The organism is Candidatus Zixiibacteriota bacterium (assembly GCA_035574315.1).
In the GTDB taxonomy this organism is placed as follows: domain Bacteria; phylum Desulfobacterota; class Binatia; order UBA9968; family UBA9968; genus DATLYW01.
In genome coordinates this window covers 65338-92025 of record DATLYW010000024.1, presented here as the reverse complement: position 1 = coordinate 92025, position 26688 = coordinate 65338, and the positions used below count along the sequence as shown (strand labels likewise).

The 26688-nt window shown below is 64.4% G+C and carries 23 protein-coding genes; 12 read left to right on the top strand and 11 right to left on the bottom strand.

Annotated elements, in window-relative coordinates; translation table 11 throughout:
• Together VNN77_07680 and VNN77_07675 are read left to right on the top strand one after the other, a co-directional pair.
• A partial coding sequence (locus VNN77_07680; protein ID HXG51267.1) for a hypothetical protein occupies positions 1-1278 on the top strand: 1278 nt, incomplete at its 5' end.
• 222 nt (positions 1279-1500) lie between these two features.
• Positions 1501-1968 (top strand): tetratricopeptide repeat protein, encoded by a 468-nt coding sequence (locus tag VNN77_07675; protein HXG51266.1) that lies wholly within the window; start codon positions 1501-1503, stop codon positions 1966-1968.
• Positions 1969-2062: 94 nt separating this feature from the next.
• Here the strand turns inward: VNN77_07675 and VNN77_07670 are convergent, their stop codons facing one another.
• From VNN77_07670 to VNN77_07660, 3 genes are all read right to left on the bottom strand, one after another.
• Positions 2063-2710, bottom strand: coding sequence for a tetratricopeptide repeat protein (locus VNN77_07670; GenBank protein HXG51265.1), 648 nt, complete (start codon positions 2708-2710; stop codon positions 2063-2065).
• A gap of 157 nt (positions 2711-2867) precedes the next feature.
• Positions 2868-3764, bottom strand: a complete 897-nt coding sequence (locus VNN77_07665; protein ID HXG51264.1) for a UbiA-like polyprenyltransferase — start codon at positions 3762-3764, stop codon at positions 2868-2870.
• A 111-nt stretch (positions 3765-3875) separates the two neighbouring features.
• Positions 3876-5321 carry a menaquinone biosynthesis decarboxylase gene (locus VNN77_07660; GenBank protein HXG51263.1) on the bottom strand — a complete coding sequence of 482 codons (1446 nt, stop codon included), beginning with the start codon at positions 5319-5321 and terminating at the stop codon, positions 3876-3878.
• Between the two features lie 316 nt (positions 5322-5637).
• Between VNN77_07660 and VNN77_07655 the strand changes: the two genes are divergently transcribed.
• On the top strand, positions 5638-7707 hold the full coding sequence (locus VNN77_07655) for a tetratricopeptide repeat protein (protein HXG51262.1): 2070 nt from the start codon (positions 5638-5640) through the stop codon (positions 7705-7707).
• A 7-nt stretch (positions 7708-7714) separates the two neighbouring features.
• On the opposite strand, the gene VNN77_07650 is transcribed toward VNN77_07655, so the two are convergent.
• From VNN77_07650 to VNN77_07635, 4 genes are all read right to left on the bottom strand, one after another.
• Positions 7715-8434, bottom strand: coding sequence for a ZIP family metal transporter (locus VNN77_07650; GenBank protein HXG51261.1), 720 nt, complete (start codon positions 8432-8434; stop codon positions 7715-7717).
• Positions 8435-8604: 170 nt separating this feature from the next.
• A complete protein-coding gene (locus VNN77_07645; protein HXG51260.1) occupies positions 8605-9348 on the bottom strand; it encodes a nucleotidyltransferase family protein in 744 nt (247 codons plus the stop codon).
• On the bottom strand, positions 9345-10421 hold the full coding sequence (locus tag VNN77_07640; GenBank protein HXG51259.1) for a phosphotransferase: 1077 nt from the start codon (positions 10419-10421) through the stop codon (positions 9345-9347). The genes VNN77_07645 and VNN77_07640 overlap by 4 nt, the downstream gene beginning before the upstream one ends.
• A 54-nt stretch (positions 10422-10475) precedes the next feature.
• Positions 10476-10694, bottom strand: coding sequence for a UXX-star (seleno)protein family 1 (locus VNN77_07635; GenBank protein HXG51258.1), 219 nt, complete (start codon positions 10692-10694; stop codon positions 10476-10478).
• Between the two features lie 124 nt (positions 10695-10818).
• Here VNN77_07635 and rsmI point away from each other — a divergent pair, with 124 nt between their 5' ends.
• The gene (rsmI, locus tag VNN77_07630) at positions 10819-11649 is read left to right on the top strand and encodes a 16S rRNA (cytidine(1402)-2'-O)-methyltransferase (GenBank protein ID HXG51257.1); all 831 of its coding nucleotides are present in this window, start codon (positions 10819-10821) and stop codon (positions 11647-11649) included.
• A 2-nt stretch (positions 11650-11651) separates the two neighbouring features.
• Here rsmI and VNN77_07625 read toward each other — a convergent pair whose 3' ends face one another.
• Positions 11652-13028 carry a sigma-54 dependent transcriptional regulator gene (locus tag VNN77_07625; GenBank protein ID HXG51256.1) on the bottom strand — a complete coding sequence of 459 codons (1377 nt, stop codon included), beginning with the start codon at positions 13026-13028 and terminating at the stop codon, positions 11652-11654.
• A gap of 10 nt (positions 13029-13038) precedes the next feature.
• Positions 13039-14574, bottom strand: a complete 1536-nt coding sequence (locus VNN77_07620; GenBank protein ID HXG51255.1) for an ATP-binding protein — start codon at positions 14572-14574, stop codon at positions 13039-13041.
• Positions 14575-14885: 311 nt separating this feature from the next.
• On the opposite strand from VNN77_07620, the gene VNN77_07615 reads away from it, so the two are divergent.
• Positions 14886-15029: a hypothetical protein gene (locus tag VNN77_07615; GenBank protein HXG51254.1), complete on the top strand. Its 144-nt coding sequence runs from the start codon at positions 14886-14888 to the stop codon at positions 15027-15029.
• 53 nt (positions 15030-15082) lie between these two features.
• Here VNN77_07615 and VNN77_07610 read toward each other — a convergent pair whose 3' ends face one another.
• Positions 15083-15367 (bottom strand): acylphosphatase, encoded by a 285-nt coding sequence (locus VNN77_07610; GenBank protein ID HXG51253.1) that lies wholly within the window; start codon positions 15365-15367, stop codon positions 15083-15085.
• Between the two features lie 213 nt (positions 15368-15580).
• Here VNN77_07610 and VNN77_07605 point away from each other — a divergent pair, with 213 nt between their 5' ends.
• Entirely contained in the window at positions 15581-15883 is a 303-nt protein-coding gene (locus VNN77_07605; protein HXG51252.1) for an RNA-binding protein, read from the top strand.
• On the opposite strand, the gene ligA is transcribed toward VNN77_07605, so the two are convergent.
• Positions 15880-17898 (bottom strand): NAD-dependent DNA ligase LigA, encoded by a 2019-nt coding sequence (ligA, locus tag VNN77_07600; protein ID HXG51251.1) that lies wholly within the window; start codon positions 17896-17898, stop codon positions 15880-15882. The two genes, VNN77_07605 and ligA, sit on opposite strands and share 4 nt — an antisense overlap.
• Before the next feature lie 190 nt (positions 17899-18088).
• Between ligA and VNN77_07595 the strand changes: the two genes are divergently transcribed.
• The 6 genes from VNN77_07595 to VNN77_07570 are packed head-to-tail and all read left to right on the top strand — an operon-like array spanning position 18089 to position 26668.
• Positions 18089-19771, top strand: a complete 1683-nt coding sequence (locus VNN77_07595; protein HXG51250.1) for a tetratricopeptide repeat protein — start codon at positions 18089-18091, stop codon at positions 19769-19771.
• 17 nt (positions 19772-19788) lie between these two features.
• Entirely contained in the window at positions 19789-20649 is an 861-nt protein-coding gene (locus VNN77_07590) for a DUF4292 domain-containing protein (GenBank protein HXG51249.1), read from the top strand.
• A gap of 43 nt (positions 20650-20692) precedes the next feature.
• A complete protein-coding gene (locus tag VNN77_07585; protein HXG51248.1) occupies positions 20693-23239 on the top strand; it encodes an ABC transporter substrate-binding protein in 2547 nt (848 codons plus the stop codon).
• Entirely contained in the window at positions 23239-24315 is a 1077-nt protein-coding gene (locus VNN77_07580; GenBank protein HXG51247.1) for an ABC transporter permease, read from the top strand. Before VNN77_07585 ends, VNN77_07580 begins: the two co-directional genes overlap by 1 nt.
• Complete coding sequence (locus VNN77_07575; GenBank protein HXG51246.1) at positions 24312-25661, top strand: ABC transporter permease; 1350 nt, start codon at positions 24312-24314, stop codon at positions 25659-25661. Before VNN77_07580 ends, VNN77_07575 begins: the two co-directional genes overlap by 4 nt.
• Positions 25658-26668, top strand: coding sequence for an ABC transporter ATP-binding protein (locus VNN77_07570; GenBank protein HXG51245.1), 1011 nt, complete (start codon positions 25658-25660; stop codon positions 26666-26668). Before VNN77_07575 ends, VNN77_07570 begins: the two co-directional genes overlap by 4 nt.
• Positions 26669-26688: the final 20 nt, after the last annotated feature.

Genomic DNA, 26688 nt, shown 5'->3' with positions numbered 1-26688 from the left:
ATGGAGCTGAAGAAGGAGGCGACGGCGGCGGCGGCGGCGCTGCCGACGTTCACCTACCGGACCGGCTTTTTGGGGATCACGGCGGCGGACAAGAGCTGGCAGATCAGCTTCAGCCACGAGTTCCACGTTCACATGTACAATTACCTCGACGGCAACGACTCGGACGGTTTCACCACGGGCGACATCTTCATGCGTCGTAACCGGCCCTTTGTTTACTACTGCTGGAACGACTGCCTGTACGAGATCGGGTTCGGCCTCGACATGGACGACGGCGACATCGCCAACACACAGCACACCCGGTTCATGTTCAACCTGGACAAGATCAACCCGTGGCTCCCCAAGCTGGAGATCGCGGATCGCGGCCTGGAGCAGCCGAGCTACGTCCAGAGAAGCTCTTCGAGCAGCGCGCGGGTCGAGCTTACCCGGGACCTGTTGAACGACGGCGCGTACGACACCCTGTCGCACGCGGGCATCGGTCTCGGCTGGCTCGACAAGGAGCTGGGCTCCGGCGACTTCACGCTGTGGACGGAGTATCGGATCGGGTCAGGATTCAGCCAGAATACGAACTCCGACACGGACCGAAAGCAGTTCCAGCTCAAGGTCGGCGCACGGCCTTTCAGCCAGACCAAGAACAAATGGCTGCAGCGGCTGAAGCTCGGTATCGGCTGGCTTGCGACCTCGATCGACGATCGTTCAAGCGTGAGCCGGCGCCTGGCGCTCAGAACCGATGACCGCATCGGCCGGATCCGCACCATGGACGCGAATAACATCGGTGGCGGCGGCCACAACACGTTGCATCCTGGCCTTGAGTGGGGCGTCGGGCCGTATCTGTTCCGCACGGAGATGGCGTACTCGAAATACGACAACGACAGCACTGCCTTTGCTGGGGGTGACGTAAAAGGCTTTGCCTGGAGCTTGCAGAACGAGCTGTTTCTGTGGAGCCCGAAGGGATTCCTCACCGGCTCTTCGAGAACGCCTAATTCGGTTCTCGTCGGCTGGTCGTTCGCCCGCGCCGACATGGACTGCAACACCGGAGCGGACTGCACGCCGGGCGACAGCACCAGCTCGAAAGGGCATCTTATCAAGCGCGAGCTAGACGTGTGGTATTTTCTGCGGCCCGGTCTCAGCGTAGGGGCCTGGTGGAACTGGTGGAGCACGCCCAACATGCCGACCTCGCTTCAGAGAGACGTGGGTTGCGTGAACAGGAGGGGCAGCGAGCGCGTTGGCAAGGAGTGCGACTGGCACTCGCTGAACCTGGGGTTGAGAGCAAACTTCTAGGGGCAAACAGCACACCTCAGGAGCGAAAAGGGGGCGCCATTCGGTGGCGCCCCCTTTTTTGTTGCTTTTTTTTTCTATATAAAGCTTCGTATGTTCGTCCGTTCCTTGCTCGTGGTATCGGTAGCGGCTCTGGTTTGTTCTTGCTGGCGCCCTGAAGGGATCGGCGTCGGGGGACAATACATCGATGGGAAAACGGAGGTCGTAAAAGGCAGGCGTGGGGACATGACCAAAGCCGTTGCGCGCCTGGAGTACGTGGTGGTCCGCGACCCCTACTACAAGGACAGCCTCACTCTGCTGGGCCGGGCTTACTACGCAAGCGGTCGTTACCGGGACGCGTACGAGATTCTCAAGCGCGCCCTGGCGATTCGCCCCGATGACGAGATCGCCTGGATCAGCTTGGGGCTGACCGAGCTCAGGCTGGGTAATGACGCAAAGGGACTGGAGAGCCTGAAAGGCGGGCTCACGCTCTTGAGCAAGGTTTCGAAGGAAGGATACCGCGGTATTGAATTCTGGGACACGGACGGCTACGTGCGGGCGGCCTTGAGAAGAGCCGTCTTTGCCGTCACAAAAGGGCTTCAGGAGAAGGAAAGCATCATCCAGACCAGCGAAATCCTTCTGAGCCGTATCGACGACGAAGAATGGTTCCAGGAGAGAAGAGAGCGCAGGGATCGGCTAAAAGGCCAGGATTAGAAGCCCGCGTCCCTGTCGGCCGATCAACAATGCCGCCGGCAACCTCGTTCAGACGGTCGGCAGCCCAGGTGCTTTAAAACTGCTTCAACGATGATCACCTGTCATCCCTCCCGCCGTCCGCGTCTCGGGTGTCCTCGAGGCGTTTGAGGCGCTTGGACAGGTCGATTTCCTCTTCCAGCTGCCGGCCGAGCCATTCACCGGCGGAAACGACCTCAGGCCAGTTGACGTCTCTACCGGACAGAGCGGCGAGCTGCTTGCGCGTGGCGGAGCGAAGCTCTCCGGTGGAGTCCCAAAAGCGACCGTCGGGATGGTTTTGCTCTATGTAGTCGAGCGAGCTCTGGAATCCTTTGAGAGCCGTCTCGAGTTCGCGCATCCCTCTCTCCCGGTCGCCGTTGCCCCCGAGCACAAGACCCAGGTAGAGCCGCGCAAAATGATCGTCTCCGCTTTGGGACAATGCCCGCTCGAAGGCTTTGCGGGCCTCGGGAAAGCGCTTCATCTCGTAATAGGCTCGCCCTGTGTAGGTCCATACCCCCTCCGTGAGGGGTGCCGGGATCAGGTAGCCGGGGTCGATCTCGGCGGCACGCTGAAAATGAGGGAGCGCAGCCTCGGGTTCGCCGCGAAGCAACGCGGCCCGTCCCCGTTGGATCTGGCCGCTCACCTGAATGGTGGCGCACCCGTAGAGAAGGAACGCTGCGGCGAGCGCAGCGGAAAGTTGAAACCGTGCGGCGGCTCTCCAGTCCATAAGCCCCTCCCGGGCCTCCTTGGGCCCTTGATATTGGAACCAGACCTCGCGCCCGAGGCTCATTATCGTCCGCGACATTGCGAAGTCAAGGCAGCCGTATCATCGCGGGCTGACCCGGAAAGATCCCTCCCTTTGAACCGAGAGCGTCGACCCCGGCTCAACGACCGGAGCCGAGCGTCGCGAGGAGGCTGTCGCCGGCGGTAGCCAGGAAGTAAACCACGCTGACGTAGGCGTTGAAATCGAAGAAAGCCCTGTTGATCCGGGACAGGTCGGAGGGTTTAACGATCCGGTGTTCCCAAAAGAGGACGGCGGAAACCACGACGAGCCCGATCCAGTAAAGCGGGCCGGACCCGGCGGCAAGCCCGACGGCAGCCAGAAACAACGCCGTAAGGACGTGGAAGCCGGCCGACAGTTTCAGTGCTCTCGAGACGCCGAAGCGGACGGGAATCGAGAACAGGCCGTGCACGCGGTCGAACTCGCGGTCCTGAAGCGAATAGATGATGTCGAAACCGGCGAGCCAGAACAGCACCGCCAGACCGAGGAACAGGGGCACCATCAGATCGACCCAGGCAGACGGCGCTCCGGCCACAGCGATCCAGGCTCCTACGGGCGCCAGCGAGAGGGCCAGGCCGAGAAAAAGGTGGGAAGCCCAGGTGAATCTCTTCGTGAGGGAATAGAAAAAAACGACTGCAAGAGCGAGCGGGGAGAGAACGAAGCAAAGCGAATTGAGCTGGTATGCGGCGAAGACGAACACGAGCGAGGAAACCAGCGTGAGCAACGCCGCCTCTCCAACGCTCACCTTTCGTCGGGGCAACTCCCAATCGCGGGTTCGCGGATTCAGCGCGTCGAACTTTCGGTCCGCGATTCGATTGAAAGCCATCGCGGCGCTGCGCGCCCCGACCATGGCGACAAGAATCCAGAAGGCGCCGCGAGGGGTGACGGGGTGGCGCGGCCAGGCGAAGGCCACCGAGGAAAAGGCGAAGGGAAGCGCGAAGATCGTATGCGAAAAGCGAATCAGTCGACCGTAGTCGCGAACTTTGCTCAGCAACTCCATCCTTCCAGACCGTGTACGGGAAACGTTGTTAACCCTGACCGGGCCGAAGATCCCGGGTCCGGGACCCGAAAGCCCGGACGCCGGGCACGGGACCCGAAACCCTGAACGGCGTCACGATATTCCCAGTTTCTCCCAGATCGAATCGATGTAGCGTTTGGTTTCGACATCCATCACGATCGGATTGGGCCATTCCCGTCCGAAGCCTTCGGAGGGCCACTTGCGGGTGGCGTCGATGCCCATTTTGGATCCATAGCCGGTGATGGGCGCGGCGTGATCGAGCACGTCGACGGGCCCATCGACGAACACCACGTCGCGCCTGGGGTCGATATGATTTCCGACGATCCAGGTGACTTCCCCCGGGTCGTGCACGTTCACGTCGTGGTCGACGATCACCAGCGTCTTGGTGAACATCATCTGGCCCATGCCCCACAGGGCGTGCATGATCTTGCGCGCGTGCGCCGGATACTCTTTCTTGATCGAGACGATGGCCAGATTGTGAAAGACCCCCTCGACGGGGAAATTCATGTCGACGATCTCGGGAAACGTAAGGCGCAGGAGCGGGAGAAAGATCCGCTCGGTGGCTTTGCCGAGGAACGCGTCCTCCATCGGGGGCCGGCCCACGATCGTGGTGAGATAGACCGGATTGCGGCGGTGGGTGATGCAGGTCACGTGGAAGACCGGGTAGTCGTCCGCGAGGGAGTAAAAGCCCGTATGATCGCCAAACGGTCCTTCCCGCCTCAGCGGCTCGGCGGGATCGACATAGCCTTCGATCACGATATCGGCATCGGCCGGCACCTCGACGTCGACGGTCAACGCCTTTACCAGCTCCACGCCCTTGCGTCGCAGAAAACCGGTGAACAGAACCTCGTCGATCTGATCGGGCAGGGGAGCCGTCGCGGCGTAGACCAGGGCCGGATCGCCGCCGATGCAGGCGGCCAGCTCCAGGCGGCCCGCCTCTTCCTTGCGCCGGCGGTAATGGCGCGCGCCGACCTTATGGGGATGCCAGTGCATGCCGGTTGTGCGGCTGTCGTAAACCTGCATCCGGTAGAGTCCGACGTTGCGGGTGCCGCCCCGCGGATCCCTGGAGAAGACCATGGGCAGGGTAATGAATGGACCGCCGTCCTCCGGCCAGCAGGTCAGGACCGGGAGAAGACCGAGGTCGGGATCGCGATGAACGACCTCCTGGCAAGCTCCTTCGGCGACCACCCGGGGAGGCACGCCGGCGAGTTGAACCAGCCGCGCAAGCAACCCGAGCTTTTCCCGCCACGATCCGGGAGGCCGGATTTTTACCAGTCGCTCGACCTCACGCGCGATCTCTTCGACATCGGAGACCCCCAGAGCGAGCGCCATGCGTTTCGAAGAGCCGAAGGCGTTGATGAGAACCGGGATCTCTTTCCCGACCACGTTCTCGAAGAGAAGCGCGGGGCCGCCGCTTTTCATCACCCGGTCGGCGATCTCGGTGATTTCTAGTTCCGCCTTGACGGGATACGAAACGCGTTTCAGCTCGCCTTCACGGGACAAAACTTGAAGGAAATCCGACAGGCTGCTATACGCCATAATGTTTCCAGAGCCGCTGAATGCATTAATCCCACACCGGGAAGGAAGTCAAGGAGGCGAGGTTCACGCGGTTGCGGAAGCTTCTAGAGCCCAACAGCGGGCGGCCGACCTGGCTGTATCCATGTCCAGCGAAAAGGATCACTCTCCCGCACAGGCCATCGAATAGTCGCCGCGAAAGGGGGCTGCTTTTGGCGTTTTATCAGTTTCCGCCGGCGAGACGCGACGAGGACTCGCCCGCTCGGAACGATGGGGCGCGCTGAGGGCGGCGCCGGCCAGGCCGACGCCGTCCGGTGAGGCGGGAGGCCGGCCGGATCCCATGGGAAAGGAGAAACAGCGCCCGCACCCCGACGCCGTCCGGGGGCTGTTGCGAGCGGAAAGACCCGACGTCCACGCTCTCGGGCTTCGCGTGTTCAAATCGGCCGCAGCCTCGGATCGAGCCTGGTGTATTGCCGTCTTCGCCTGTGCTCTCGTTCTCCGTCTCATCTATCTGTATCAAATCGAAGCCATTCCTCTCTTCTACCATCTGGCGGGTGACGGCCTGGCCTATGACGAGTGGGCCCGGCGGATTGCCGCCGGAGATTGGATCGGGGATGGGGTATTCTATCAGGCTCCCCTGTACCCATATTTTCTCGGGCTCCTGCAGCTCGCTCTCGGACACGATCTCGGGGCCATTCGCTTTGTTCAGGTTCTGATGGGAGCGCTATCCTGCGCCGTGCTCTTTCTTGCCGGTCGCCGGCTTTTCTCCCGTTCCGCGGCTGTTGTCGCCGGAATGCTTCTGGCAATTTACGCCCCGGCGATTTTTTTTGATGCGCTCATCGAAAAAAGCGTGCTGGACTTGCTGCTTCTTTCGTTCCTTCTGTTTCTGCTGGCGCGCTCGATGGAAGAGCAGCGGCGAAATCTCTGGATCACCATGGGCGCCGTTGCCGGCTTGCTCGCGCTTTCGCGTGAGAACGCCCTGATCCTGGTGCTCGTGGTTCCAGCGTGGATCGGCCTGTTCTTCGCCTCGACATCGGCCGGCGCGCGGCTGCGTTGGTGCGCTTTGTTTCTGGCGGGACTGTTGCTGGTGCTGTTGCCGGTAGGATTGAGGAATTTCGCCGCGGGGGGAGAATTCAAGCTCACCACCTCGCAATTTGGAGCCAATTTCTTCATCGGCAACAATCCTGCCGCCGACGGGACCTACGGCTCGGTCAGGAAATTGCTGGGCGAGCCCCAGCTCGAGGGGCGCGACGCCGTACGGTTGGCTGAAAGGGCGATGGGTCGGAATTTGAATGCCGGGGAGGTCTCCGACTACTGGTTTGATCGAGCCGTCGATTACATTCGCGGCCATCCGCTGGACTGGCTCCGGCTCCTGGGAAGAAAATGGCTCATGGTCTGGAATGCACGGGAGATCGAGGACTCGGACGATTTTTACATTTATCAGCAGTGGTCGCCGCTGCTTCGTTTTCTGGGCTGGTTCAGTCACTTCGGACTGCTAGCCCCGCTGGCCGTCGCGGGCGCGTGGCTCACGCTGAGACACTGGCGCCGGCTCGCGGTGCTCTATGCGGTGGCCCTGTCCCTGGCCGCGAGCGTCGCGCTGTTCTTTGTTTTCGGCCGTTATCGCTATCCTTTGGTGCCGGTGCTCGCCTTGTTCGCGGGAGCGGCCCTGGTTGAGTCGGCGGCGCTGTGGAGGCAGGGGCTGTGGCGCCGGTTCGGCGCGGCGCTGGCGGTTTTCCTCGTCGCTGCCGTTCCAGTGAACTGGCCGATCCGTGGCGTCCGCGGTCCCGGCCCGGGAGGTTACAACAATCTCGCCAACGCTTACTACAAACAAGGCCGCGTGGACGAAGCCATTGAAACCGCCCGCAAGGCGATCGCGGCGGACCCCGGCTATGGCACCGGCCACTACAACCTCGGTAATTTCTACGCGGCTCAGGGCCGTCTGAATCTCGCCTTCGAGCATGTCGAAAAAGCAGTCGCTCTCTATCCGAACCACGCCGAGGGACGAAGAAATCTCGGCTGGCTGCTGATCGAGCGAGGCGACATCGAGGCCGGCATCCGGGAGCTCCGTCGAGCCGTCGAGCTCGATCCCTCCCTCGCTGAGGCTCATTTGAATCTCGGCGTGGCGCTGGCGAGACAAGGCCACATGGATGAGGCCGTGCAGGCTTTGCAACGGGCTATCTTGCTCGACGATTCTGCGGAAGCCCATCACGCGCTGGGGTTGGTCTACGGCGCTCGGGAGCAGTACGAAGCCGCGGCCGGCGAATTCAGAAAGGCGTTGGAGCTCGACCCCGGCTTCGTCGCCGCGCGCCGGGATCTCGAGGAGGTTCTGGCTGTGCTGGGCCGGACGGAAGAAACGCCTCGACGTGATCGCAAAGCGCGCGGCGCGCCGAACGGCGGCGTGCCGCGGTAGCCACTGCCTAAAGCTCGAAGAGCCGCCCCAGCCAGCTCACGGTCAGGCCGCCGAGGAGGAACATCAGGGTCTTCGGGTTGCTTTGTTCGATGCGGTGCACCTGGGGAAGGATGTCCGCGGTGGCGATGGCAAGGAACGTTCCCGCCGAAATGCTCAGAGCGACGGCGACCGCTTCCGGCGAAAGCGAGCGCAAAAAGAGATACGCGATCAAGGCGCCCACCGGCGTGGTCAGCGAGAAAAGGAGATTGAGGAAAGCGACCTGCCGGCGGCCCCAGCCGGCGCTGAGCAGAATCGAAGAGATGGAGATGCTGTCGGGCATCTTGTGGATGATGACCGCGAGAAGAACCACGGGGCCCAGTTGAGGGATCATGAGGCCGGCGCCCAGCGCGATTCCATCCAGCAGGCTGTGCAGCGAGATGCCGAGGAAAGCCGGGATGCCCATCTGGTGGATGTCGCAATCCCGTTCCTCGCACGCATGGACGAAGACAAAACGCTCCATGATAAAAATGAGCAGGAAGCCGCCGAGGATCGCCCACCCGAGGTCCTCCCCGAGAACCCTGCCGGCTTCGGGGACCATGTGGAGGAAGACGGCCCCGAGCAGGACCCCGGCGCTGAAGCTCAGGAGCAGAGCCAGAGTCGTGCGCTGAAGCTCTCGGACCAGCGGCAGAAAGCCGCCCACCAGCGAGATGAAGACGAGCGTCGGGAGATAGAGCGCGAGTGTGGCCATCGAAGGCTCAATAAGCGGTCACGCTAACACACGGCCCGGCGGGTAGCAAACATTCGGCCGTCCGATACCGCCGCGCGGTGGCGGTTCAGCCAAGGAATCCGGGTTCAGGCGTCAGGGATTCGGGCATCTCGGCGCCGAAATTGATGCGGGCAGGAAGATGGAGACGAAGATCAGAGATAATGAAGCCGGACTTCGCCTCGGCTCAGGCGGTTTTCGACTTCCCGAATACGTTCGATCGCGCCGAGATCCTGCCAGAAGCCCGCAAAACAATAACCGTAAAGCGGCTCGCCTGCGGCAAGCATGCGAGGGTACAGGTGCACCGTCGTGCTGAATTTCGGTCCGGCTTCCAGGGTTTCCATGAAATCGAAGACTTTCGGCTCCAGGACCTGGAGCCCGGTGAACATCACGCCGCGCGTCGCCGGAGGGCAGGCCGCCGAGCGCGTGCGCAGAAAGCGGCAGATGCGGCCGTCGCGGCACAGATCCATCGATCCGTAGCGGTCCGCCTCCGGGTCCGGCCGCAGGACGAGCGTTGCGGCGGCCCGCTTCTCCCGGTGGAAACGCAAGACGTCGGCGAGCGGTACGTCGATGATCGTATCGGTGTTGATCACCACGAAGGTCCCGGCTTCGAGAAAGGGTCTCGCCCTGAGCAACCCCCCGCCGGTGTCGAGCAGCTCCTCCTCCTCGGAGTAGCTGATCCTGAGCCCGAGCCGCGCGCCGCTACCGAGGTAATCCCGGATCTGCCGCCCGCCGTGGTGAAGATTGATCACGATATCTTCGATCCCGTAGTGCTTGAGCAGCCGCAGCGGATACTCGATCATCGGCCGGCCCCAGACCCGTACCAGCGCCTTGGGCACCGTCTCGGTCAGCGGCCGCAGGCGGGTTCCCAGGCCGGCGGCGAGCACCATCGCCTTCATCTCATTTCCTCGTACGACTCGGCGAGAAGCGGAATCAGCGCTTCGGTTTCGGGGAGCCGGGCGAGATTGCGCCTGAGCCGGCGCAGCGTGGGCGGGATGAATTTCCTGTACGCGGGTTTCCCTTTGACGAGGTCGAGATAATAGAAGCGCCCGACGACCTTGAAGTCCCGCTGGATGGCCGAGAGCAGATAGAAGCGCAAAAACTCGTCCGGCCCGCCGCGCGGCGCCCCCATCTCCTCGCTTCTTTGCAGGTAATAGCCGAGCAGGTTGCGCTCGAGGCCGGCAGTGATCACGCGGTCCGTCTCGCGGTCGTTGAGGAGCGAGGCGAGGTCGTACGGAGCGGGCGCGAGCAGCGCATCCTGAAAATCGATCACCACGATCTCTTCGCCCCGCACCATCAGATTCCAGCTGTGGTAGTCGCGATGGTTCAGGCAAGGCGGAAGAGCGTCGAGGCAGCGGGCGATTTCCTTGAAAGCGGAGCGCAGCTGCTCTGCGGCCGCGCGGGAAAAGTTCCCTCCGGGTCGTTTCTCAAGGCCGTATTCCAGAAAGTGGTCGAACTCCCACATGTAGAGGCGGAAGTCGAAGCGCTGCTGGAAGGCGAGGCAGGATTCGTCCGGCCTGGCGGTGCCGCCGATCTGAAGCCGCAAAAGAACGTCGATCGCCTTTCGATACCAGAGCTCGACGTCGGAAGCGGGAAGCCCCTGGACGCGGTCCCACAGGCAAACGTCCCCGAGATCTTCCAGCACCAGAATCCCTTCTCGTTCCCAGGAGCCGTAGAGACGGGGAATGCGGACCCCCAGCCGCGCAAGAAAGCGATGGAGGTTGAGAAACGGCAGCTCTTTCGGAGGCTCTTTGAAAACCGCCAGCTCCTCGCTGGAAAGGGGCAGGGAGGCGCCGGCCGGAACCTGCATGATGACCGCTGAAGGGGGAGCGGAAGGACCCTGCAAGACCGCTCGATAGTACCGCCGGCTCGACGCATCGCCGGCGAGCGGCTGGAGGGAGGTGAGGATCGTGCGGTCGCCGAAAAGCAACCGCAGGCGGGCGGCAATCGACTGGTCGAACGGCTCGGTCACTTCAGTTGCGCTCGGCGCCCGCTCGGGCCGGCCCCGCCGGCCTTGCTACACCTCTCAGGTGCCGCCGAAGCCGATGGTCACTTTTCCGGACTCGACGATGACCGGTATGCGCCGGTCGCCCCCGGAATGGCGCAGCATCTCCTTCAGCCCTTCCGCGTCTTTGAGGACGTTGATGTAGCGATAGGGGACCTTCCGGCGGGAGTAATCCTCACGGGCTCCCGAGGTGTAAGGTCAAAGGTCCTGCCCGAAGATCAAAACCTCTTCCGTGGCCATGTCTGCTTCCCCGCGTGCCGAGCTTTCACGCGGATTTTTCTCCACCTTAGCGAAGCCCGTTGAAATTGCAAGAGAGCGCGGGCGCGTGCTAGCCTCCGATCAGCGCCCGCAGCCGGGCGGCGCCATGGATCCGGGAACCCTCTACGTCGTCGCCACGCCGATCGGCAACCTCGAAGATCTTTCGTTTCGCGCGGTGCGCGTCCTGAAGGAGGTCGACCTCGTCGCGGCGGAGGATACGCGGCGCACGCTCGCGCTCCTGCGCCGCTACGGCGTGCACACGCCGCTGACCAGCTATCACGAGCACAACGAGAAGGAAAAAGCTCGCGAGCTGCTCGCGCTCCTGCAACAGGGCAAGAACATTGCGCTCGTGTCGGATGCGGGGACGCCCGGCATCTCCGACCCGGGCTTTCGCCTGGTCGAGGCGGCGGCGCGCGCGGGAGTGCCGGTCTCGCCGGTTCCCGGTCCGGTCGCCTTCGCCGCGGCCTTGAGCGCGAGCGGCCTTCCGAGCGACCGTTTCGCGTTCGAGGGTTTCCTGCCGGCGAAGAAATCGGCGCGGCGCCGACGCCTGGAGGAGCTTCGCGACGAGCAGCGGACGCTGATCTTTTACGAAGCGCCACACCGGCTCGGCGAGGCTTTGCGGGATCTGCTCGAGATCTTCGGAGATCGCCGGGCGGTGGTCGCACGGGAGTTCACCAAGATCCACGAGGAATTCGTCCGCGGTCGCCTGGCCGAGCTGGCGGGAAGGTTTGCCGCCGCTGAAACCCGGGGCGAGGTGACTCTCATTGTCGAGGGCGCCGGGACGAAGGCGCCGCCGGCAGACGCCGAGCTGGCCGCGGAAATCGCCCGGCTGAAGGGCGAGGGGATGCGGGCCAAGGAAATCGCCGAGGCGCTCGCGAGAAAGTACGCCTGCTCGAAGAAGGAGATCTACCGTCTCGCTGTGACCGCCGGGGGCTAGCCCTACACTTCGACCTTGTACTCTTCCAGCTTGCGGTACAGCGTCGTACGGTCCACCCCGAGAATGCGCGCGGCTTCGGTCTTGTTGCCGTTGGTGTTCTCGAGCACCCGATGGATGTACTCCTTCTCGAGCTCTTTCAGGGTATAGCCGCGCGCCAGCGCCTCGTTCAGCGGCAGTCTGTCGCGGTTGCATCGGGTCAACGATTCCGGCAGGTCGTCGAGGCAAATCGAGGGCGTTTTGCCGAGCAGCACCGCCCGTTCGAGCGTGTGCTCGAGCTCCCGGACGTTTCCCGGCCAGCGGTAGCTCATCAACGCGGCAAGGGCATCGGGCTCGATGCCGGTGACCGGGCGGGTCGCGTGGCCGGCGAATTTGCGGATGAAATGGTCGACCAGCACGGGGATATCCTCGGGGCGTTCCCGCAAGGGCGGCAGCTCGATCCGGATCACGTTCAGCCGGTAATAGAGGTCGCGGCGAAAGCTTCCTTCCTGGACGAGTTTTTCGAGGTCCCGATTGCTGGCCGAAATCACGCGGGCATCGATTTTTTCGCTCTGGTTGGAGCCGAGCGGACGGACTTCCTTGTCCTCGATGACGCGCAGCAGCTTGGCCTGGATGCTGAGCGGCATTTCGCTGATTTCGTCGAGGAAAAGAACCCCGCCCCCGGCTTCCTGGAACAGGCCGCGCCGATCCTTCTTGGCGTCGGTGAAGGCCCCTCTCGTATAGCCGAACAGCTCGCTCTCGAGCAGCGTTTCGGGAACGGCCGCGCAATTCAGGGGGATGAACGGACCTTCGGCCCGAGCGCTGTTGCGGTGAATGGCGCGGGCGATCATCTCCTTGCCGGTCCCGCTCTCTCCGATGATCAGGACGTTGGCGGAGAGATCGCTCACCCGGGCGGCGATTTCCAGGGCCTTCTGCATCGCCTCGCTCCTGGCGAGGACGTTCTGGAAGCTGTACCGCTCCTGGACCTCGGTGCGGAGCCGGCGCAGCTCGCTCCGGAGCCGTCGCTGCTCGAGCGCGCGGTTGACGTCGAGCAGGATTTCGTCGGTGCGAAACGGCTTGGTCACGTAGTCGAAAGCGCCGGCGCGCATCGCCTCGACCGCGCTTTCGATGCTGCCGAAGGCCGTCACGAGCAGCACCAGGGCGTCCGGATCGTGCTCGCGCAGCTGGCGCACCAGCTCCGTGCCGCGCATTCGCGGCATCATCAAATCGGTGATCACCAGGTCGAAGTCTCCCTGGCGGTGGCGGCGTAGCGCGGATGCGCCGTCATGAACGACCTCCACCGCATAGCCCTCGTCGCCGAGGAGCTGCATGAAGAACCGGCACATCTCCGGGTCGTCGTCGACGACGAGGATCCGGCCCGGGATCTGTTCCTTGAAGTCCATGGTCATTCTTTCAAGCCGCGGCGTGCTCCGGAACCTGCCCGAAGACCGGGAGATCGATGATGAACCTGGTGAACTTGCCGTGTTCGCTCTCGACCCGGATCTCGCCGCCGTGTTCCTTGACGATCCCGTAGCTCACGGCCAGACCAAGGCCGGTGCCTTCCCCGACGTCCTTGGTGGTGAAAAAAGGATCAAAGACGTGGCCGAGATGGGCGGCTTCGATCCCTTCGCCGTCGTCCTCGATAACGACCCTGACCCACCCCGGGGGAGGCCCGATTTCTTCGCGCGCCGACTCGCAGCTTATGGTGATCCGCCCGCCGTCGCTCAGCGCATGCAGCGAATTCAGGTAGAGATTGACGAACACCTGCTGCAGAAGATCGGGATCCGCCTGGATCGCGGGGAGCCGCTCATCGGCCTCAATCTTCACGCTTGCACCCTTTTCGGCGATTTTGTGCCCGACCAGGCTGGTCACGTTTTTCAGGAGCAACGGGAGATTGACGGTGCGAAAGGCAGGCTCCCGGCGGCGCGAAAACTCGAGGAGCTGGCGCACGATGTTCGCGATCCGGTCCATCTGCGACCGAATGATCTGGAGGTTTTCGGTGATTTCTTCGGTGCTGCGGGGACGGCGCAGAAGATACTCCGCCCGCCCTCCTATGATGTTGAGAGGCGTCCCGATCTCGTGGGCGAGGCCGGCCGCGAGCTGCCCGACCGAGGCCAGCCTGTCCGATTCACGCAGGTGGCGCTCGAGGCCCAGCCGTTCCTGCTGCTCCCTGACCAGCTGGCGGTAGCTGTCCTGGAGACGTTCGCACATCTGGTTGAACTCGCGCGCGAGCTGGCCGATTTCATCACGGCTGCGGATCTCGATCCGCTCGCTCCAGTGCCCTTGTCCCATCTCGCGGATCCGGGCGATCAGCTCGCGAATCGGGCGCGAGACGTTGCGGCGAACCAGAACCGGGATGAGGATGCAGAGGACGAGCACCAGAGCCGAGGTCGTCAGGATAATGCGATTGCGCCTGGCCTGAATGCTCGTGGCGAATCCCCACCCCCGGCGCGCGAGCACGAAGGCGCCGACGATCTTTCGATCGGAGTCCAGGATCGGTTCGATCCGGTAGTAAACCGGGTGAGCGGGGCTTTCGGTATAGCCGTCGACTTCCCTGCCCGAGCGGAGCACGGGAGCGGGATCGATGTCCAAGACTGGCTGCGGGTCGAGTCCGGGGAAATCGTCGGTCGGCTTGAGCGACGCCGAGACCGCGACCGATCGGCCCGAAACGTCGTAGACGACGACACCGTGAATGTTTCCGCTTCGCGCCACGCCGTCGATGAACCTCTGGGTGGCGCCGAGATCCCGCTCCTCGCCGTACATATAGCCGAGCGCGGCCTGGATGGCGCGGCTCAGCCCCAGCATGCCGACCTTCATCTCGCGGAGGATGTTCTCCTTTTCCTGGCGGACGCTGAAATAACCGTGAACCACCATGGTCACCACCAGCGTGCTCACGAGGAAAAAAACGAGCTTGGTGCCCAACCCGACGGATCGGAAGTTGAAGCGCATATGCAGTCCGGCCTGTGGCAAATTACAACGGCGCGTGGGTTGTTGCAACAAACGAATAAAACCTCTTCCCGCCGATAGTTAGAGCGAAAAGCCCCCGGAGGCATCGTTTCGTCGTTTCATTCTGCAACAGCCGGTTTTCCTCCTGGCTCGAAAAAGATTGCAATCTCCGACGCGCGGTCACACTTCCCGGATGGCATCGCAATTGCTGAACCAGCACATCGAAGCGACGGTCGCTGCTGATACGGCGCCAACGAAAGCGGCGGTGCGGTGATCGTCAATGTTCAAATTCAGCGGAGAAAGGAGGTGACCGAATGAAAAAAGCACTGTTGGCATTAACGCTCGTCCTGGGTCTCAACACCGCGGCGTCGATCATCGGGCTGAGCGGTGGTTTCGTCCATGCTCAGGAGAGCCCGGAACCGGCGCCCAAACCGGACGCGCCAGAAAAGCCGGATTAAACAGCAGCCAGATATCAGGAACCGCCGGAGCAGGACCCATCCTTCTCCGGCGGCTATCTTTCGACCCGAAACGACCGGAATTCCCCGCGGAACGTCTCCCATTCGACCGTCACTCCGTCGACGCGGGCTCCCGGGGGGCCCTGGCGGCACCAGGAGATAAACTCATCAAGCCTGGCCCGCTCCCCCTCGGCGACGATCTCCACGGAGCCGTCCGGCCGATTTCGCACCCACCCCGTGACCGCGCGCCGTTCGGCCTCCCGTTGCGCCGAGGCGCGGAAGAAAACCCCCTGGACCCTCCCGGTGATCCGCAGGTGCACCCGAGCAAGATTTTCGCTCATGACGGGTTGTCCGTACCGACGATTTTCCTCGAACCGGGCCGGTTTGACAACCGCGGGGTTCCTTTTGTAGTGTTACGCCGGTCGCGGGGGTCAGTCTGCCGAAGAGCGTGCCGAGACAGTGGTTGGATTGCAGCACCCGTTTGAGGCCTTGCCCTTTGGACAAGTCGATCCGCCGATGTTTGCCGTTCCATTGTTCCGGAAGGAGGGCCAAGCATGGGAGCGAAGCTGTACGTTGGTAATCTGCCCTACTCGGTCACAGAGGAAAGGCTTCAGAGACATTTCGCCCAGCACGGCTCGGTCGTGAGCGCAAGAATCATCACCGACAAGCTCACCGGCCGCTCCAAGGGCTTCGGCTTCGTCGAAATGGGCTCCGACGACGAGGCGCAGCGGGCCGCCACGGCGCTGAACGGGACGAACTTCGAAGGCCGCAATATCGTCGTCAGCGAGGCCCGGCCGCAGGCTCCCCGGACATCCCGGCCGGGAAAAAGCGAGAACCGGTCCGGTCCCAACCGCTAGGGGCCTTCCACGAGCTCCAGGAATTCGCTTTCGCTGAGGATCCGGACACCCAGATCCTGGGCCTTTTTCAGCTTGGAGCCCGGGTCCGCTCCCGCTACCACATAGGTAGTGTTGCGGCTGACGCTGGAGGCGACCCGCCCGCCGAGGGACTCGATTCGCTGCTGAGCCTCGACGCGCGAGAAACGCTCGAGCGCGCCCGTGAGAACGAAGGTGGCTCCCGCCAGCCGACCGGCTCTTTTCTCCTCGGCCTTGAAGAGAACCCCCGCCTTGCGCAGCTTTTCGACCACGGCCCGGTTCTCGGGCTGGGCGAAGAAACGGGCGATGCTTCTGGCCACCTCCGGCCCGATTTCCCTTACTTCCATCAGCTGCTCCTCGGTGGCCTGCATGACGGCTTCGAGGCTGCCGAAGTGCTCCGCCAGGAGCCTGGCCGTCGCCTCCCCCACGTGGCGGATGCCCAGAGCCGTCAGACCTCGCGCAAGGGTCGCCTGCTTGCTCTTCGCGAGCGCGGCCAGGAGGTTTTGCGCCGATTTCTCCCCCATGCGCTCCAAGCCGGCGATCTGCTCCCGGGTGAGGCTGTAAAGGTCCGCTGGATCGCGCACGATCCCCCGGTCGACGAGCTGATCGATCAGCTTCTCTCCGAGGCCCTCGATATCCATCGCGCCCCGGGAGCCGAAGAACCTGAGGCTCTCCTTGAGCTTGGCCGGGCACGAAAGGCCGACGCACCGGTAGGCGGCTTCACCCGCCTCGCGGTACACCTCCGCGCCGCAGACCGGACAGCGCGACGGCATGGAGAATTTGCGCTCTTCTCCCGTCCGCTTCTCGACCAGCACCTGAACCACGTAGGGGATGACGTCGCCCGCGCGCTCGACCACCACGGTGTCCCCGATGCGAATGTCTTTGCGCTCGATCTCGTCCATGTTGTGCAGTGACGCGCTCCTCACCACGACCCCGCCGATCGGCACCGGAGTCAGGCTCGCCACGGGGGTCAGCGTCCCGGTGCGACCCACCTGAGGCTGGATGTCGAGGATGCGCGCGGTCGCCTGGCGCGGCTTGAACTTGTAGGCGATCGCCCAGCGCGGCGAGCGCGCGATCACGCCGAGACGGCGCTGGAGCTCGGCGCTGTTGACCTTCACCACCAGACCGTCGATCTCGTAGGGCAGCTCGTCCCGCAGGCTCTCGATGTATTCACGGTGCGCCAGAACCTCGTCGAGGCCGCGGCAGACCTTCGCAAAGGGCACCGGCTTGAGCCCCCATTGCCTCAGCGCGTCGAGGAACTCCCAGTGCGTTCGAAGCCCGTTTCCCGAGAGCTCCCCGGCGCCGTGGCAGAAAAGATCGAGGGGCCGCCTGGCCGTTATGCGGGAATCGAGCTGCTTGAGCGAGCCGGCTGCGGCGTTGCGCGGGTTGGCGAAAACCGGCTGTCCGGCCTCCTCCCTCTCGCGGTTGAGGCGCTGAAAGGCGCGGGTGGGCAGGTAAACCTCGCCGCGCACCTCGAGCCGGCTCGGGACCGGACGCCGGTCGCCCTTCAGCACCAGCGGGACCGAGCGGACGGTCTTGAGGTTCAGCGTGATGTCCTCGCCCTCAAGGCCGTCGCCGCGCGTCGAGCCGACGGTGAAGCGGCCGTTCTCGTAAACCAGCTCCACGGCGACGCCGTCGATCTTCGGTTCGGCGACGTACTCGAGCGGCTCGGTGGTCTTGAGGAAACGGCAAATCCGCTCCTCGAACTCCCGCATCTCTTCGGCGGTGTTGGCGTTGTTGAGCGAGAGCATCGGAACGGAATGGCGCACGGTTGCAAATTGCTTCAGGGGCGGAGCGCCGACCTTTTGCGACGGCGAATCGGGGGAGAGGAGCTCGGGGAAGGCCGCTTCGAGCTCGAGCAGCCTGCGAAAGAGACGATCGTACTCGGCGTCGCTGATCGTCGGATCGTCGAGCACGTAGTAGCGGTAGTTGTGGGTTTCGATCTGCTCGCGCAGCTCGCGGAGCTCGCGCTCCGCCTGCTCACGGGATAGTTGCGCCATACCGGGGACCGCCGCCGGAAGCGGCGGCAAAAAAACAAGTAGCACAATCGATTGCGGGAGTGAAACCGTCTTCTCCCCACGTCGATTCGTTGACCGGCCGCGGGGAGTATGTTAACCCATTTTTGTGATGGCTACCCGTCTGGCCCGGGGCGCAGTTTTTGTCCTGCTTCTCTCCGGTTGCGCTTCGACGGTGCCAGAGACCAGGCTCCCTCCCGAGGGGCTTTCCTGGAAGCCCGAAGGACCGTTCAGCCGCGAAAAAAAGGTCGACATCCCGGCCGAGGCCCGAAGCATCTCGCATTTCATGAAGGGCCAGCTGCTGCTGGGGGAGGGCGCGTTCGAAGAGGCGCTCCGGGAGTTCGAAGCAGCGGCGGCGGCGAGCCCCGACGACGCCTTCCTGCGCTATCGCCTCGCCACCCTGCGGCTTCGCAAAGGGGATCTCAAAGGCGCCGTGCAGGAGGCCGAGGCAGCCGTCCGGCTGGACCCGAACAGAGTCGAGCATCGCCTGCTGCTTGCCGGACTCTACTCTTCGCTCCGTGACCACGCCAAGGGGCTGCACGAATATCACGAGGCGCTGAAGCTCGATCCCAAGAACCAGGAGGCGCTGCTCTATCTCGGCGCGCTCTACCTGCAGATGGAGGATTACGCGAACGCGACCCGCTATCTGGAGCAGCTCCTGGCGCTCGCTCCGGAATCGGCGCTGGGCCACTACTATCTCGGTCGGGTGAAAGCCAGGAGCAAGCTTTACCTGGCCGCGGAGCAGAGCTACCGCAAGGCGCTCGAGATCAATCCGCGCTCGGAGCCGGCGCTGATGGATCTCGCGCTCGTCTACGAGCTCGAAGGCAAGACCGAAGAAGCGATCCAGACTTATCAACGGGTGCTGCAGGTCAACGCGAAAAACGCCTGGGCACGCAAGCGGCTCGGCGAGATCTACGTCGGCCAGAACAGGCTGGACGAGGCACTGGCCCAGTTTCAGAAGCTCGAGGAGACGGAGGCCGATCCGCGCGAGACCCGCGTCAAGATCGGCCTGATCTATTACGAAAAGGGCGATTTCGAGCGGGCTGCGACGGAATTCAATCTGGTCCTGGCGGCCGATCCCGGCAACGACCGGGTCCGTTATTATCTCGGCGCGACCTACACGGAGCTCAAGGCGGACGAGAAGGCGGCGGAGGAGTTCGAGCGGATCCCGGAAACCAGCGAATTCTACGTCGACGCGCGGGTGCAGGCGGCCTACATCCACGATCGGCGGGAACAGACCGACAAGGCGATCGAGGCGATGCTCGCGGCGGTGCGCAAGAAACCCGACCGGAAGGAATTCTACGCGTTCCTTTCGTCGCTGTACCGTAAGGCCAAGAACTACCCCAAGGCGATCGAGGCGATGGAGCGCTTCCTGGCCCTCGATCCGAACAACGACCAGGCCTATTTTCAGCTCGGCGCGCTGCACGACGAGAACAAGGACAAGGAACGGAGCATCGCCGCGATGAAGCGGGCGATCGATCTCAATCCGAAGAATGCGGCCGCCTTGAATTACCTCGGCTACACGTGGGCGGAGATGGGCGTGCGGCTCGACGAGGCCGAAAGCTTGATCCTGCGGGCGCTCAAGATCGAGCCCAACGACGGCTTTTACATCGACAGCCTCGGATGGGTGTACTATCAGAAGGGCGACTACCCGCGGGCGGTCGAGCACCTCGAACGGGCCGTGGAGATCACCGTCGACGACCCCACCATCCTCGAGCACCTCGGGGACGCTTACGAGAAGGTCGGCAAGCCGGATCGGGCTTTGGTGCGCTATCGGGACGCTCTGAAGAAAAGCAAGGAAGACGAGCAGGTCAAGCGCCTCCGCGAAAAAATCCAGCGCCTGGAGAAGAAAATTTGACCGGGCGGGAGCGGGGCTTGAGCCTTTTTCCCCGTGCGGCGCGCGCGGCCGGCGGGCCGCAGGGCCGGGACGGGCCGGAGAGGGCGCGGCGCTCGCATCGCTCGACGGTCCTTTCCCTCGTCGTCGCGCTGGTCGTGCTCCCGGCATGTGCGGCGATCGTCGCCCCGCCAGCTCCCGAGCGGCCTTCAAGGCAATGGGAAGCAGCTGACATTCTCGAGAGCCTGGCGCGGCGGGAGCGGGAATTCCGCTCGCTCAAGGCACTGGCCAGCGTCCGCTACGCCGGACCTGACGGGAAAAAGGGCTTCCAGGAGGCGGTGGTGGTGGAGCGACCGGAGCGGCTCCGGCTCGAAACGCTTTCGTTCTTGGGCACGATCCTGATCGTCACTGCCAACGCGCAGGAAATCACCGGCTACCATATCCGGGAAGGGGCCTTCGTACGGGGCCGCCCGACCAAGGAAAACCTGCTCCGCCTGGCGGAGATTCCGCTGGAGCTGAGAGAAATGACGGCGCTGCTGCTCGGGCTCCCGCCGGTGGCGCTCGACGGGAGGTGGCGGCAGGACGGCAACGCCCTGGTCTTCGCCGGCGCCGACGGCGGAGGCGATGTGGTGCGCTTCGAGTCGGCGGAGGCGGTTCCGACGGGCTGGGAGCGGACCGGCTCCGGCGGCACCGTCGAGCTGAGCGCGACGTTCGCCGACTACACCCCCACGCGCGCCGGCCTTTTCCCGACCCGGATCGACATCGAGTCGCCAGGGCGCGGGCAGCGGCTGGAGATCCGCTATCAGGGGCCGGAGCTGAACCTGCCGCTTGCGCCCGAGCTCTTTACGCAGCAAAAGCCCGAGCACGCGACGGAATTTCCGATCGAGGCGGTCGGCCGTTGATCGTCGTCGCCGCGGGAAGAACCGCAAGAGAAACGGCGCCACCATGAAGAGAAGCGGATTCTTCGTCTTGCTGGTCCTCCTGACGCTCGCCGTCGGGATTGCTTTCCTCGCTTCCGGCCGGGAAGGGCGGCCGCCCGGCGTGGAAGCGGCGGGCGGCACACCGGGTGCGACGGGGAATTCGGGAGCCTGGGTGGCGGAGGTCGTTTTCCGGGAGGAGTCCGACCCCGCCAAGGCGATCGACATGATGGAGGCAGGGGAGATCCAGGTCTACTCGATGGGCATAAACGACCCGGAACTCTATCGGAAGATCCAGTCGTCACGGACGATCCAGCACGAGATCTCCTACGGCTCGAACACCGAGCTGGCGTTCAATCCGGTGGGTCCGACCTTTCCGCGGACGGGCGAGCTCAACCCGTTTCACGTCCCCGCGATCCGCGAAGCCGTGAACTGGCTCATCGACCGGGACTACATAGTCGAGGAGATCTACCGGGGGCTCGCGGTCCCGAGATATCTGCCTCTCACGAGCGCATTTCCGGACTACGCGCGCCTGGCGGACGTGGCCCGCCAGCTGGAGCTCCACTACGCCTACAATCCGGAAAAGGCCAAGGAGGTCATCTCCCGGGAGATGATGCGTCTGGGGGCGACGCGGGTCGACGGCCGTTGGTGGTTTCGGGGAAAGCCGGTGCGGCTGATCTTCCTGATCCGGCCGGACGATCATCAGCGGCGCGAGATCGGCGATTACGTCGCCACGCTGCTGGAGAACCTGGGATTCGTGGTCGAGCGCCAGTACAAGACCGCCACCGAAGCGTCGCCGATCTGGGTTCAGGGCGACCCGGCCGAGGGGCGCTGGCACATCTACACCGGCGCCTGGATCACGCTGGCGGTGGATCGCGACCAGGCCGACAACTTCGACGCCTATTACACCCCGCGCGGCCGCCCCGACCCGTTGTGGCAGGCCTATCGGCCCGACCCGAAGCTCGCCCGGGTGGCCGAGCGGCTGCGCAACCGCGACTACACCAGCCCCGAGGAGCGCAAAAAGCTCATGGCGGAGGCGCTGCGGTTGTCGCTCCATGATTCGGTGCGGGTCTGGCTGGCGGACAGCATCAACGTGTGGCCGCGCCGCCGGGAGGTCTCTATCGCCGCCGACCTCGCCGGAGGGATCTCCGGCTCTCTCTTGTGGCCCTACACCATCCGGTCCCCCGGACGCCGCGCGGTTCATTTCGCCAGCCCCGGCATGCTGACCGAACCGTGGAACCCGATCGCGGGGAGCAACTGGATCTACGACAACATCATCATGCGGAGCACGCAGGACGCGGCCACGCTGCCGGACCCCTTCACAGGGTTGTACTGGCCGCAGCGCGTGAAGGCGGCCGAGGTCCACGTACAAAAGGGGCTGCCGGTCGTCCGGACGCACGAGTGGCTGTCGCTCCATTTCGTTCCGGTTATTGAGGTGCCGCGAGACGCCTGGCTCGATTGGGACGCTAGCGGCCAGCGCTTCGTCACGGTCGGGGAGAGGCATCCGAAGGGGCTTCGGGCGCGTACGAGGACGGTGGTGCGCTACGAAGACGAGCTCCTGAAGAAGAGCTGGCACGACGGGACAAGAATTTCGCTCGCTGACTTCGTTTTCGGGTTGATTCTCGCTTTCGACCGGGCAAAGCCGCAGAGCCCGGTCTTCGATCCGTCGGCGGTCCCCGTCTTCGAAACGTTCATGCGCCATTTCCGGGGGCTGCGGATCGTCGAGGAGGATCCGCTGGTCGTGGAAATCTACAGCGACCAGCTCTACCCCGACGCGGAGCTGATCGCCGCGTCACGCGCCGCCGATTTCTACACGAGCGTGCCGTGGCACGAGCTGGCGCTCGGTTTTCTGGCGGAGCGCGATCGACAGCTCGCGTTTTCTTCTTCGAAGGCCGACCAGCTCAAGGTCGAGTGGATGAGCTACATCGCGGGACCGAGTCTTGAGATCCTCGGACAAAAGCTCACGGCGGCGCTCGCCGAGGGCTTCATCCCCTACGAGAAGACCCTCGGTCGGTACGTCGACCGACGCGAGGCGGTGGAGCGGTACCGCAAGCTCCAGGCGTGGCGCCGGGCGCGCGGCCACTTCTGGGTCGGCAACGGGCCCTTCTACCTCCACGCCGTCTATCCGGTGGAAAAGATCGTTGTCGTCAGGCGATTCGAAGGCTTCACCGACCCGTCCGAGAAATGGGTGCGCTTTACGGAGCCCCGCATCGCCGACGTCGAGGTTTCCGGCCCGCGGATGCTCAAGAGGGGCGCGCCGGCGGAATTCCTGGCCCGGGTCAGCTTCCGGGGCAAACCCTATCCCGCGGCGGACATCGAGCGGGTTCGCTATCTTCTCTTCGATTCCCGCGGCGCGCTGATCGAGCTGGCGGACGCCCGGCCGGCGGGCGAAGGCACATGGCGGATCGCGCTGCCCGGCGCTCAGACCTCGCGCCTCGCCGCGGGCGCCAATCGACTCGAGGTCGTGGTGACGCCGCGGGTGGTCGCCGTGCCGTCCTTCAAGACCTACTGGTTCGTGACCTTGCCCGACGAGACCGTCCGCGGCCGCGCGCCGGCCGCGGGGAGGAGAGGCTGATGGTCGGCCGGACTCTGCGCTATCTCGCCCTCCGGGCAATCTCGCTCTTTCTCACCGTGGTCGCCGGGGTCTACATCTCCATCCTGGTCGCCAACATGGGCGGGTACGTCGACCAGATCCGCCGGGCGCAAATCCGCGAGCAGGTCGGAACCGCCGCCCTCGGCGACCGCAACCTCAGGCAGCTCCCGCCGGCCGAGGTGCGGCGGATCATCGACGAGCGGGTCGCGCTCGAGGAGCGACGGCTGGGATTGGATCGCCCTTTCCTCCTGCGCAGCTTCGACTACCTGGCGGACGCCCTTACGCTTTCCCTGGGCAGGGCCGAGCGTCTCACCAGCGACCGGGGGTCCCGGCAGGTTCGGGCGATCATCCTGGAGCGGTTGCCGGCGACGCTGCTCCTCTTCGGCACCGCCGATCTCATCGTCTTCGTGCTCGCGATCACCGTGGCGCTTTCGCTATCGCGCCGCTACGGCAGCCTCGCGGATCGAATGGTGGTCGCGCTCGCTCCGACCTCCGCGGCGCCGGCGTGGTTCTACGGCATCTTCCTGATCCTGGTCTTCGCGTCGATGTTCCGCCTTTTGCCCTTCGGCGGGATGGTCGCCGTTCCGCCGCCGGAATCTCCGCTGGCCTACGCATTCAGCGTGGCGCGGCACCTGGTCCTGCCGCTGGCGGCGGTCCTGCTCGGCTCGCTGTTCGTTTCGATCTACAACTGGCGCACGTTCTTCCTCATCTATTCCAGCGAGGACTACGTCGAGGTCGCCAAGGCCAAGGGACTTCCCTCGGCGGCGATCGAGCGGCGCTATATCCTGCGACCGACGCTGCCGCCCATCATCACGAGCTTCGCCTTCACCCTGATCTCGCTCTGGAGCGGAGCGATCATTCTCGAGACGGTCTTCAGCTGGCCGGGCCTGGGGCGGCTGCTTTTCCAGGCCGTCGGCCAGTTCGATACGCCGGTGATCATCGGATCGGTGGTCATCTACGCCTACCTGCTGGCGCTGACGGTGTTCCTCCTGGATATTCTCTATGCGCTGGTCGACCCGCGGGTGAAGGTCGGGGGCGGCGCGGGAGGGAGCCCGTGAGCGCGCTGCGCGAGGTTTTCCGGGAGTTCGCCCGCTACCCCTCGGCCGTCACCGGGCTGATCATCATCGGCGCGCTGGTGGTCCTGGCGCTTTACACCGTGATCGCCATTCCCTACTCCGAGGGGATCCATCTATGGCGCGGCGGAGAGGCGGTGTGGATCGAGAGCCCGAGGAACGCGCGGCCGAAGTGGGTGAACCTGTTTTCGCGAGCGCGGCTGCCCGAAACGCTGGTCGTGAGCTCGGAGACGAAGGCCGCCAGACGGGTGCAGTCGTTGCCGGGCGGCCTGCGGACGTTCTGGATCTCGCTGCCGTTCGATTATCCGTACGACGCGTTTCCCAGCGAGATCAATCTCTTCTTCAAGGCGAAGTTCAAGGAGCAGCGCCCTTACGTCTCCCTCTACTGGCTGACACCGGACGGCCGGCGCATCGCCCTGGGCGATCGGACCGTGCGCGCCGCGGCCGAGCGCTACAGCGTCTCGCTCGACCGCTCGCTGGCGCAAAAGCTCGGCCGTTTGCCTCCCGAGATCGGCCTCTTCGCGCCTCCGGGGGCAGCGGCCGAAAGCGCGGCGCCGATCCGGGGGCGCTACGAGCTGCGGATCGAAGGGCTGCTGTTCGAAAAGGCGTCGACGCTGGACGCGAAGCTCGTCGTCTACGGCCAGGTCTTCGGGCTCGCCGGCACGGACCACCGCCGGCGCGACATCATGGTGGCGCTCCTCTGGGGGACGCCCGTCGCGCTGGCGTTCGGGTTCCTCGCCGCCCTGGGCTCGACGATGACCACCCTGGTAATCGCGGCGACGGGAGTCTGGTTCGGCCGGTGGGTGGACGCCGTCATCCAGCGGATCACCGAGGTGAACGCCATCCTCCCGGTCCTCCCGATTCTCATGATGATCGGTATCTTCTACTCGCGCAGCCTCTGGGTAATGCTGGGCGCCATCATCGCTCTCAGCGTCTTCAGCCTCGGGATCAAGACCTATCGCTCGATCCTCCTGCAGGTCAAGGAATCTCCCTACATCGAGGCGGCGCGCACGTACGGGACCGGCCATTTCCGCATCGTTTTCCGCTACATGATCCCGCGGGTCGTGCCGGTGCTCGTGCCCCAGTTCGTGACGCTCATCCCCTCGTTCGTCTTCCTCGAGGCGGGGCTCGCCGTGCTGGGGCTGGGCGACCCCGTGCTGCCGACCTGGGGCAAAGTGGTGAACGACGCCTACGCGAACGGGGCTCTCTACAAAGGGTATTATTACTGGGTGCTCGCGCCGTCGGTCTTGCTGATGCTGACCGGGAGCGGGTTCGCCCTGGTCGGCTTCGCGCTGGACCGCATCTTCAACCCGAGGCTGAGAACGTTATGAGCGCGGCTCCCCTTCTCCGCGTCGAGGAGCTGCGCCTCTACTTCGGCACCGCCAAGGGCGCGGTTCGCGCCGTCGACGGGGTGAGCTTCGAGCTCGAGCGCAACCGCGCGATGGTGATCCTCGGGGAGTCGGGCTGCGGCAAGAGCTCGCTGGCGCGAGCTCTCCTGCGCCTGCTGCCGCGCAACGTGGCCACGTACTCCGGACGCGTGCTGCTCGACGGCGTCGACCTCATGGGGTTCGACGACGAGCGCTTCAGGCGCGAGGTGCGGTGGACCAGGATCTCGCTCGTGCCGCAGGCGGCGATGAACGCGCTCAACCCGGTGGTTCGCGTCGGCGAGCAGGTGGCGGAGCCGCTGTCGGTTCATGGAGGTCTGGACAGAAAGGCGAGCTGGGAACGGGCCCGGGACATGCTGCAGCGAGTCGGGCTGCCGCCGGACTTCCTGCACCGCTATCCCTTCGAGCTGAGCGGGGGAATGCGGCAGCGCGCTGCGGTGGCGATGGCGCTGATCACCCACCCGCAACTGGTGGTGCTCGACGAGCCGACGTCCGCCCTGGACGTTCTCACCCAGGCCAACATCATGAACGTGCTCAAGCGGACACGGCGGGAGCTGCGGACGAGCTTCATCCTGATCACCCACGATGTCGCGACCTCGAGCGAGCTGGCGGACGACGTCGCGGTCATGTACGCCGGGCAGATCGTGGAGCTGGCCGCGGCCGAGCTTTTCTTCCGCGACCCCCTCCACCCCTACTCCCGCAAGCTCATGGCGAGCGTGCCGCGGCTGCGCGACGACAAGGAGCTCGACTTCATCCCGGGAGAGCCGCCGAGCCTGATCGATCCGCCGGCGGGTTGCCGCTTCGCGCCCCGTTGCCCGTTACGGTTCGAGAAATGCGCCGAACATCCGCCCCTGATCGAAGCGGGTGGAGGCCGCCGGGTGCGCTGCTGGCTTTACGACGCGGCGGTCACCCGGGGCGAGGCGGCGGCCGCCGCGGGTCCGGGACAGGGCTAGCCAAAGGGAAGGGTAGCGGC

Excerpts from the sequence above, each read along its gene's own strand:
- VNN77_07605 (HXG51252.1), top strand. The coding sequence starts at position 15,581 with ATGGGAGCGAAGCTGTACGTTGGTAATCTGCCCTACTCGGTCACAGAG.
- VNN77_07620 (HXG51255.1), bottom strand. The coding sequence starts at position 14,574 with ATGCGCTTCAACTTCCGATCCGTCGGGTTGGGCACCAAGCTCGTTTTT.
- VNN77_07645 (HXG51260.1), bottom strand. The coding sequence starts at position 9,348 with ATGAAGGCGATGGTGCTCGCCGCCGGCCTGGGAACCCGCCTGCGGCCG.
- VNN77_07670 (HXG51265.1), bottom strand. The coding sequence starts at position 2,710 with ATGGACTGGAGAGCCGCCGCACGGTTTCAACTTTCCGCTGCGCTCGCC.
- ligA (HXG51251.1), bottom strand. The coding sequence starts at position 17,898 with ATGGCGCAACTATCCCGTGAGCAGGCGGAGCGCGAGCTCCGCGAGCTG.
- VNN77_07625 (HXG51256.1), bottom strand. The coding sequence starts at position 13,028 with ATGGACTTCAAGGAACAGATCCCGGGCCGGATCCTCGTCGTCGACGAC.
- VNN77_07650 (HXG51261.1), bottom strand. The coding sequence starts at position 8,434 with ATGGCCACACTCGCGCTCTATCTCCCGACGCTCGTCTTCATCTCGCTG.
- VNN77_07570 (HXG51245.1), top strand. The coding sequence starts at position 25,658 with ATGAGCGCGGCTCCCCTTCTCCGCGTCGAGGAGCTGCGCCTCTACTTC.
- VNN77_07610 (HXG51253.1), bottom strand. The coding sequence starts at position 15,367 with ATGAGCGAAAATCTTGCTCGGGTGCACCTGCGGATCACCGGGAGGGTC.
- VNN77_07615 (HXG51254.1), top strand. The coding sequence starts at position 14,886 with ATGAAAAAAGCACTGTTGGCATTAACGCTCGTCCTGGGTCTCAACACC.
- VNN77_07655 (HXG51262.1), top strand. The coding sequence starts at position 5,638 with ATGGGAAAGGAGAAACAGCGCCCGCACCCCGACGCCGTCCGGGGGCTG.
- VNN77_07580 (HXG51247.1), top strand. The coding sequence starts at position 23,239 with ATGGTCGGCCGGACTCTGCGCTATCTCGCCCTCCGGGCAATCTCGCTC.
- VNN77_07585 (HXG51248.1), top strand. The coding sequence starts at position 20,693 with ATGAAGAGAAGCGGATTCTTCGTCTTGCTGGTCCTCCTGACGCTCGCC.
- rsmI (HXG51257.1), top strand. The coding sequence starts at position 10,819 with ATGGATCCGGGAACCCTCTACGTCGTCGCCACGCCGATCGGCAACCTC.
- VNN77_07675 (HXG51266.1), top strand. The coding sequence starts at position 1,501 with ATGACCAAAGCCGTTGCGCGCCTGGAGTACGTGGTGGTCCGCGACCCC.
- VNN77_07665 (HXG51264.1), bottom strand. The coding sequence starts at position 3,764 with ATGGAGTTGCTGAGCAAAGTTCGCGACTACGGTCGACTGATTCGCTTT.
- VNN77_07660 (HXG51263.1), bottom strand. The coding sequence starts at position 5,321 with ATGGCGTATAGCAGCCTGTCGGATTTCCTTCAAGTTTTGTCCCGTGAA.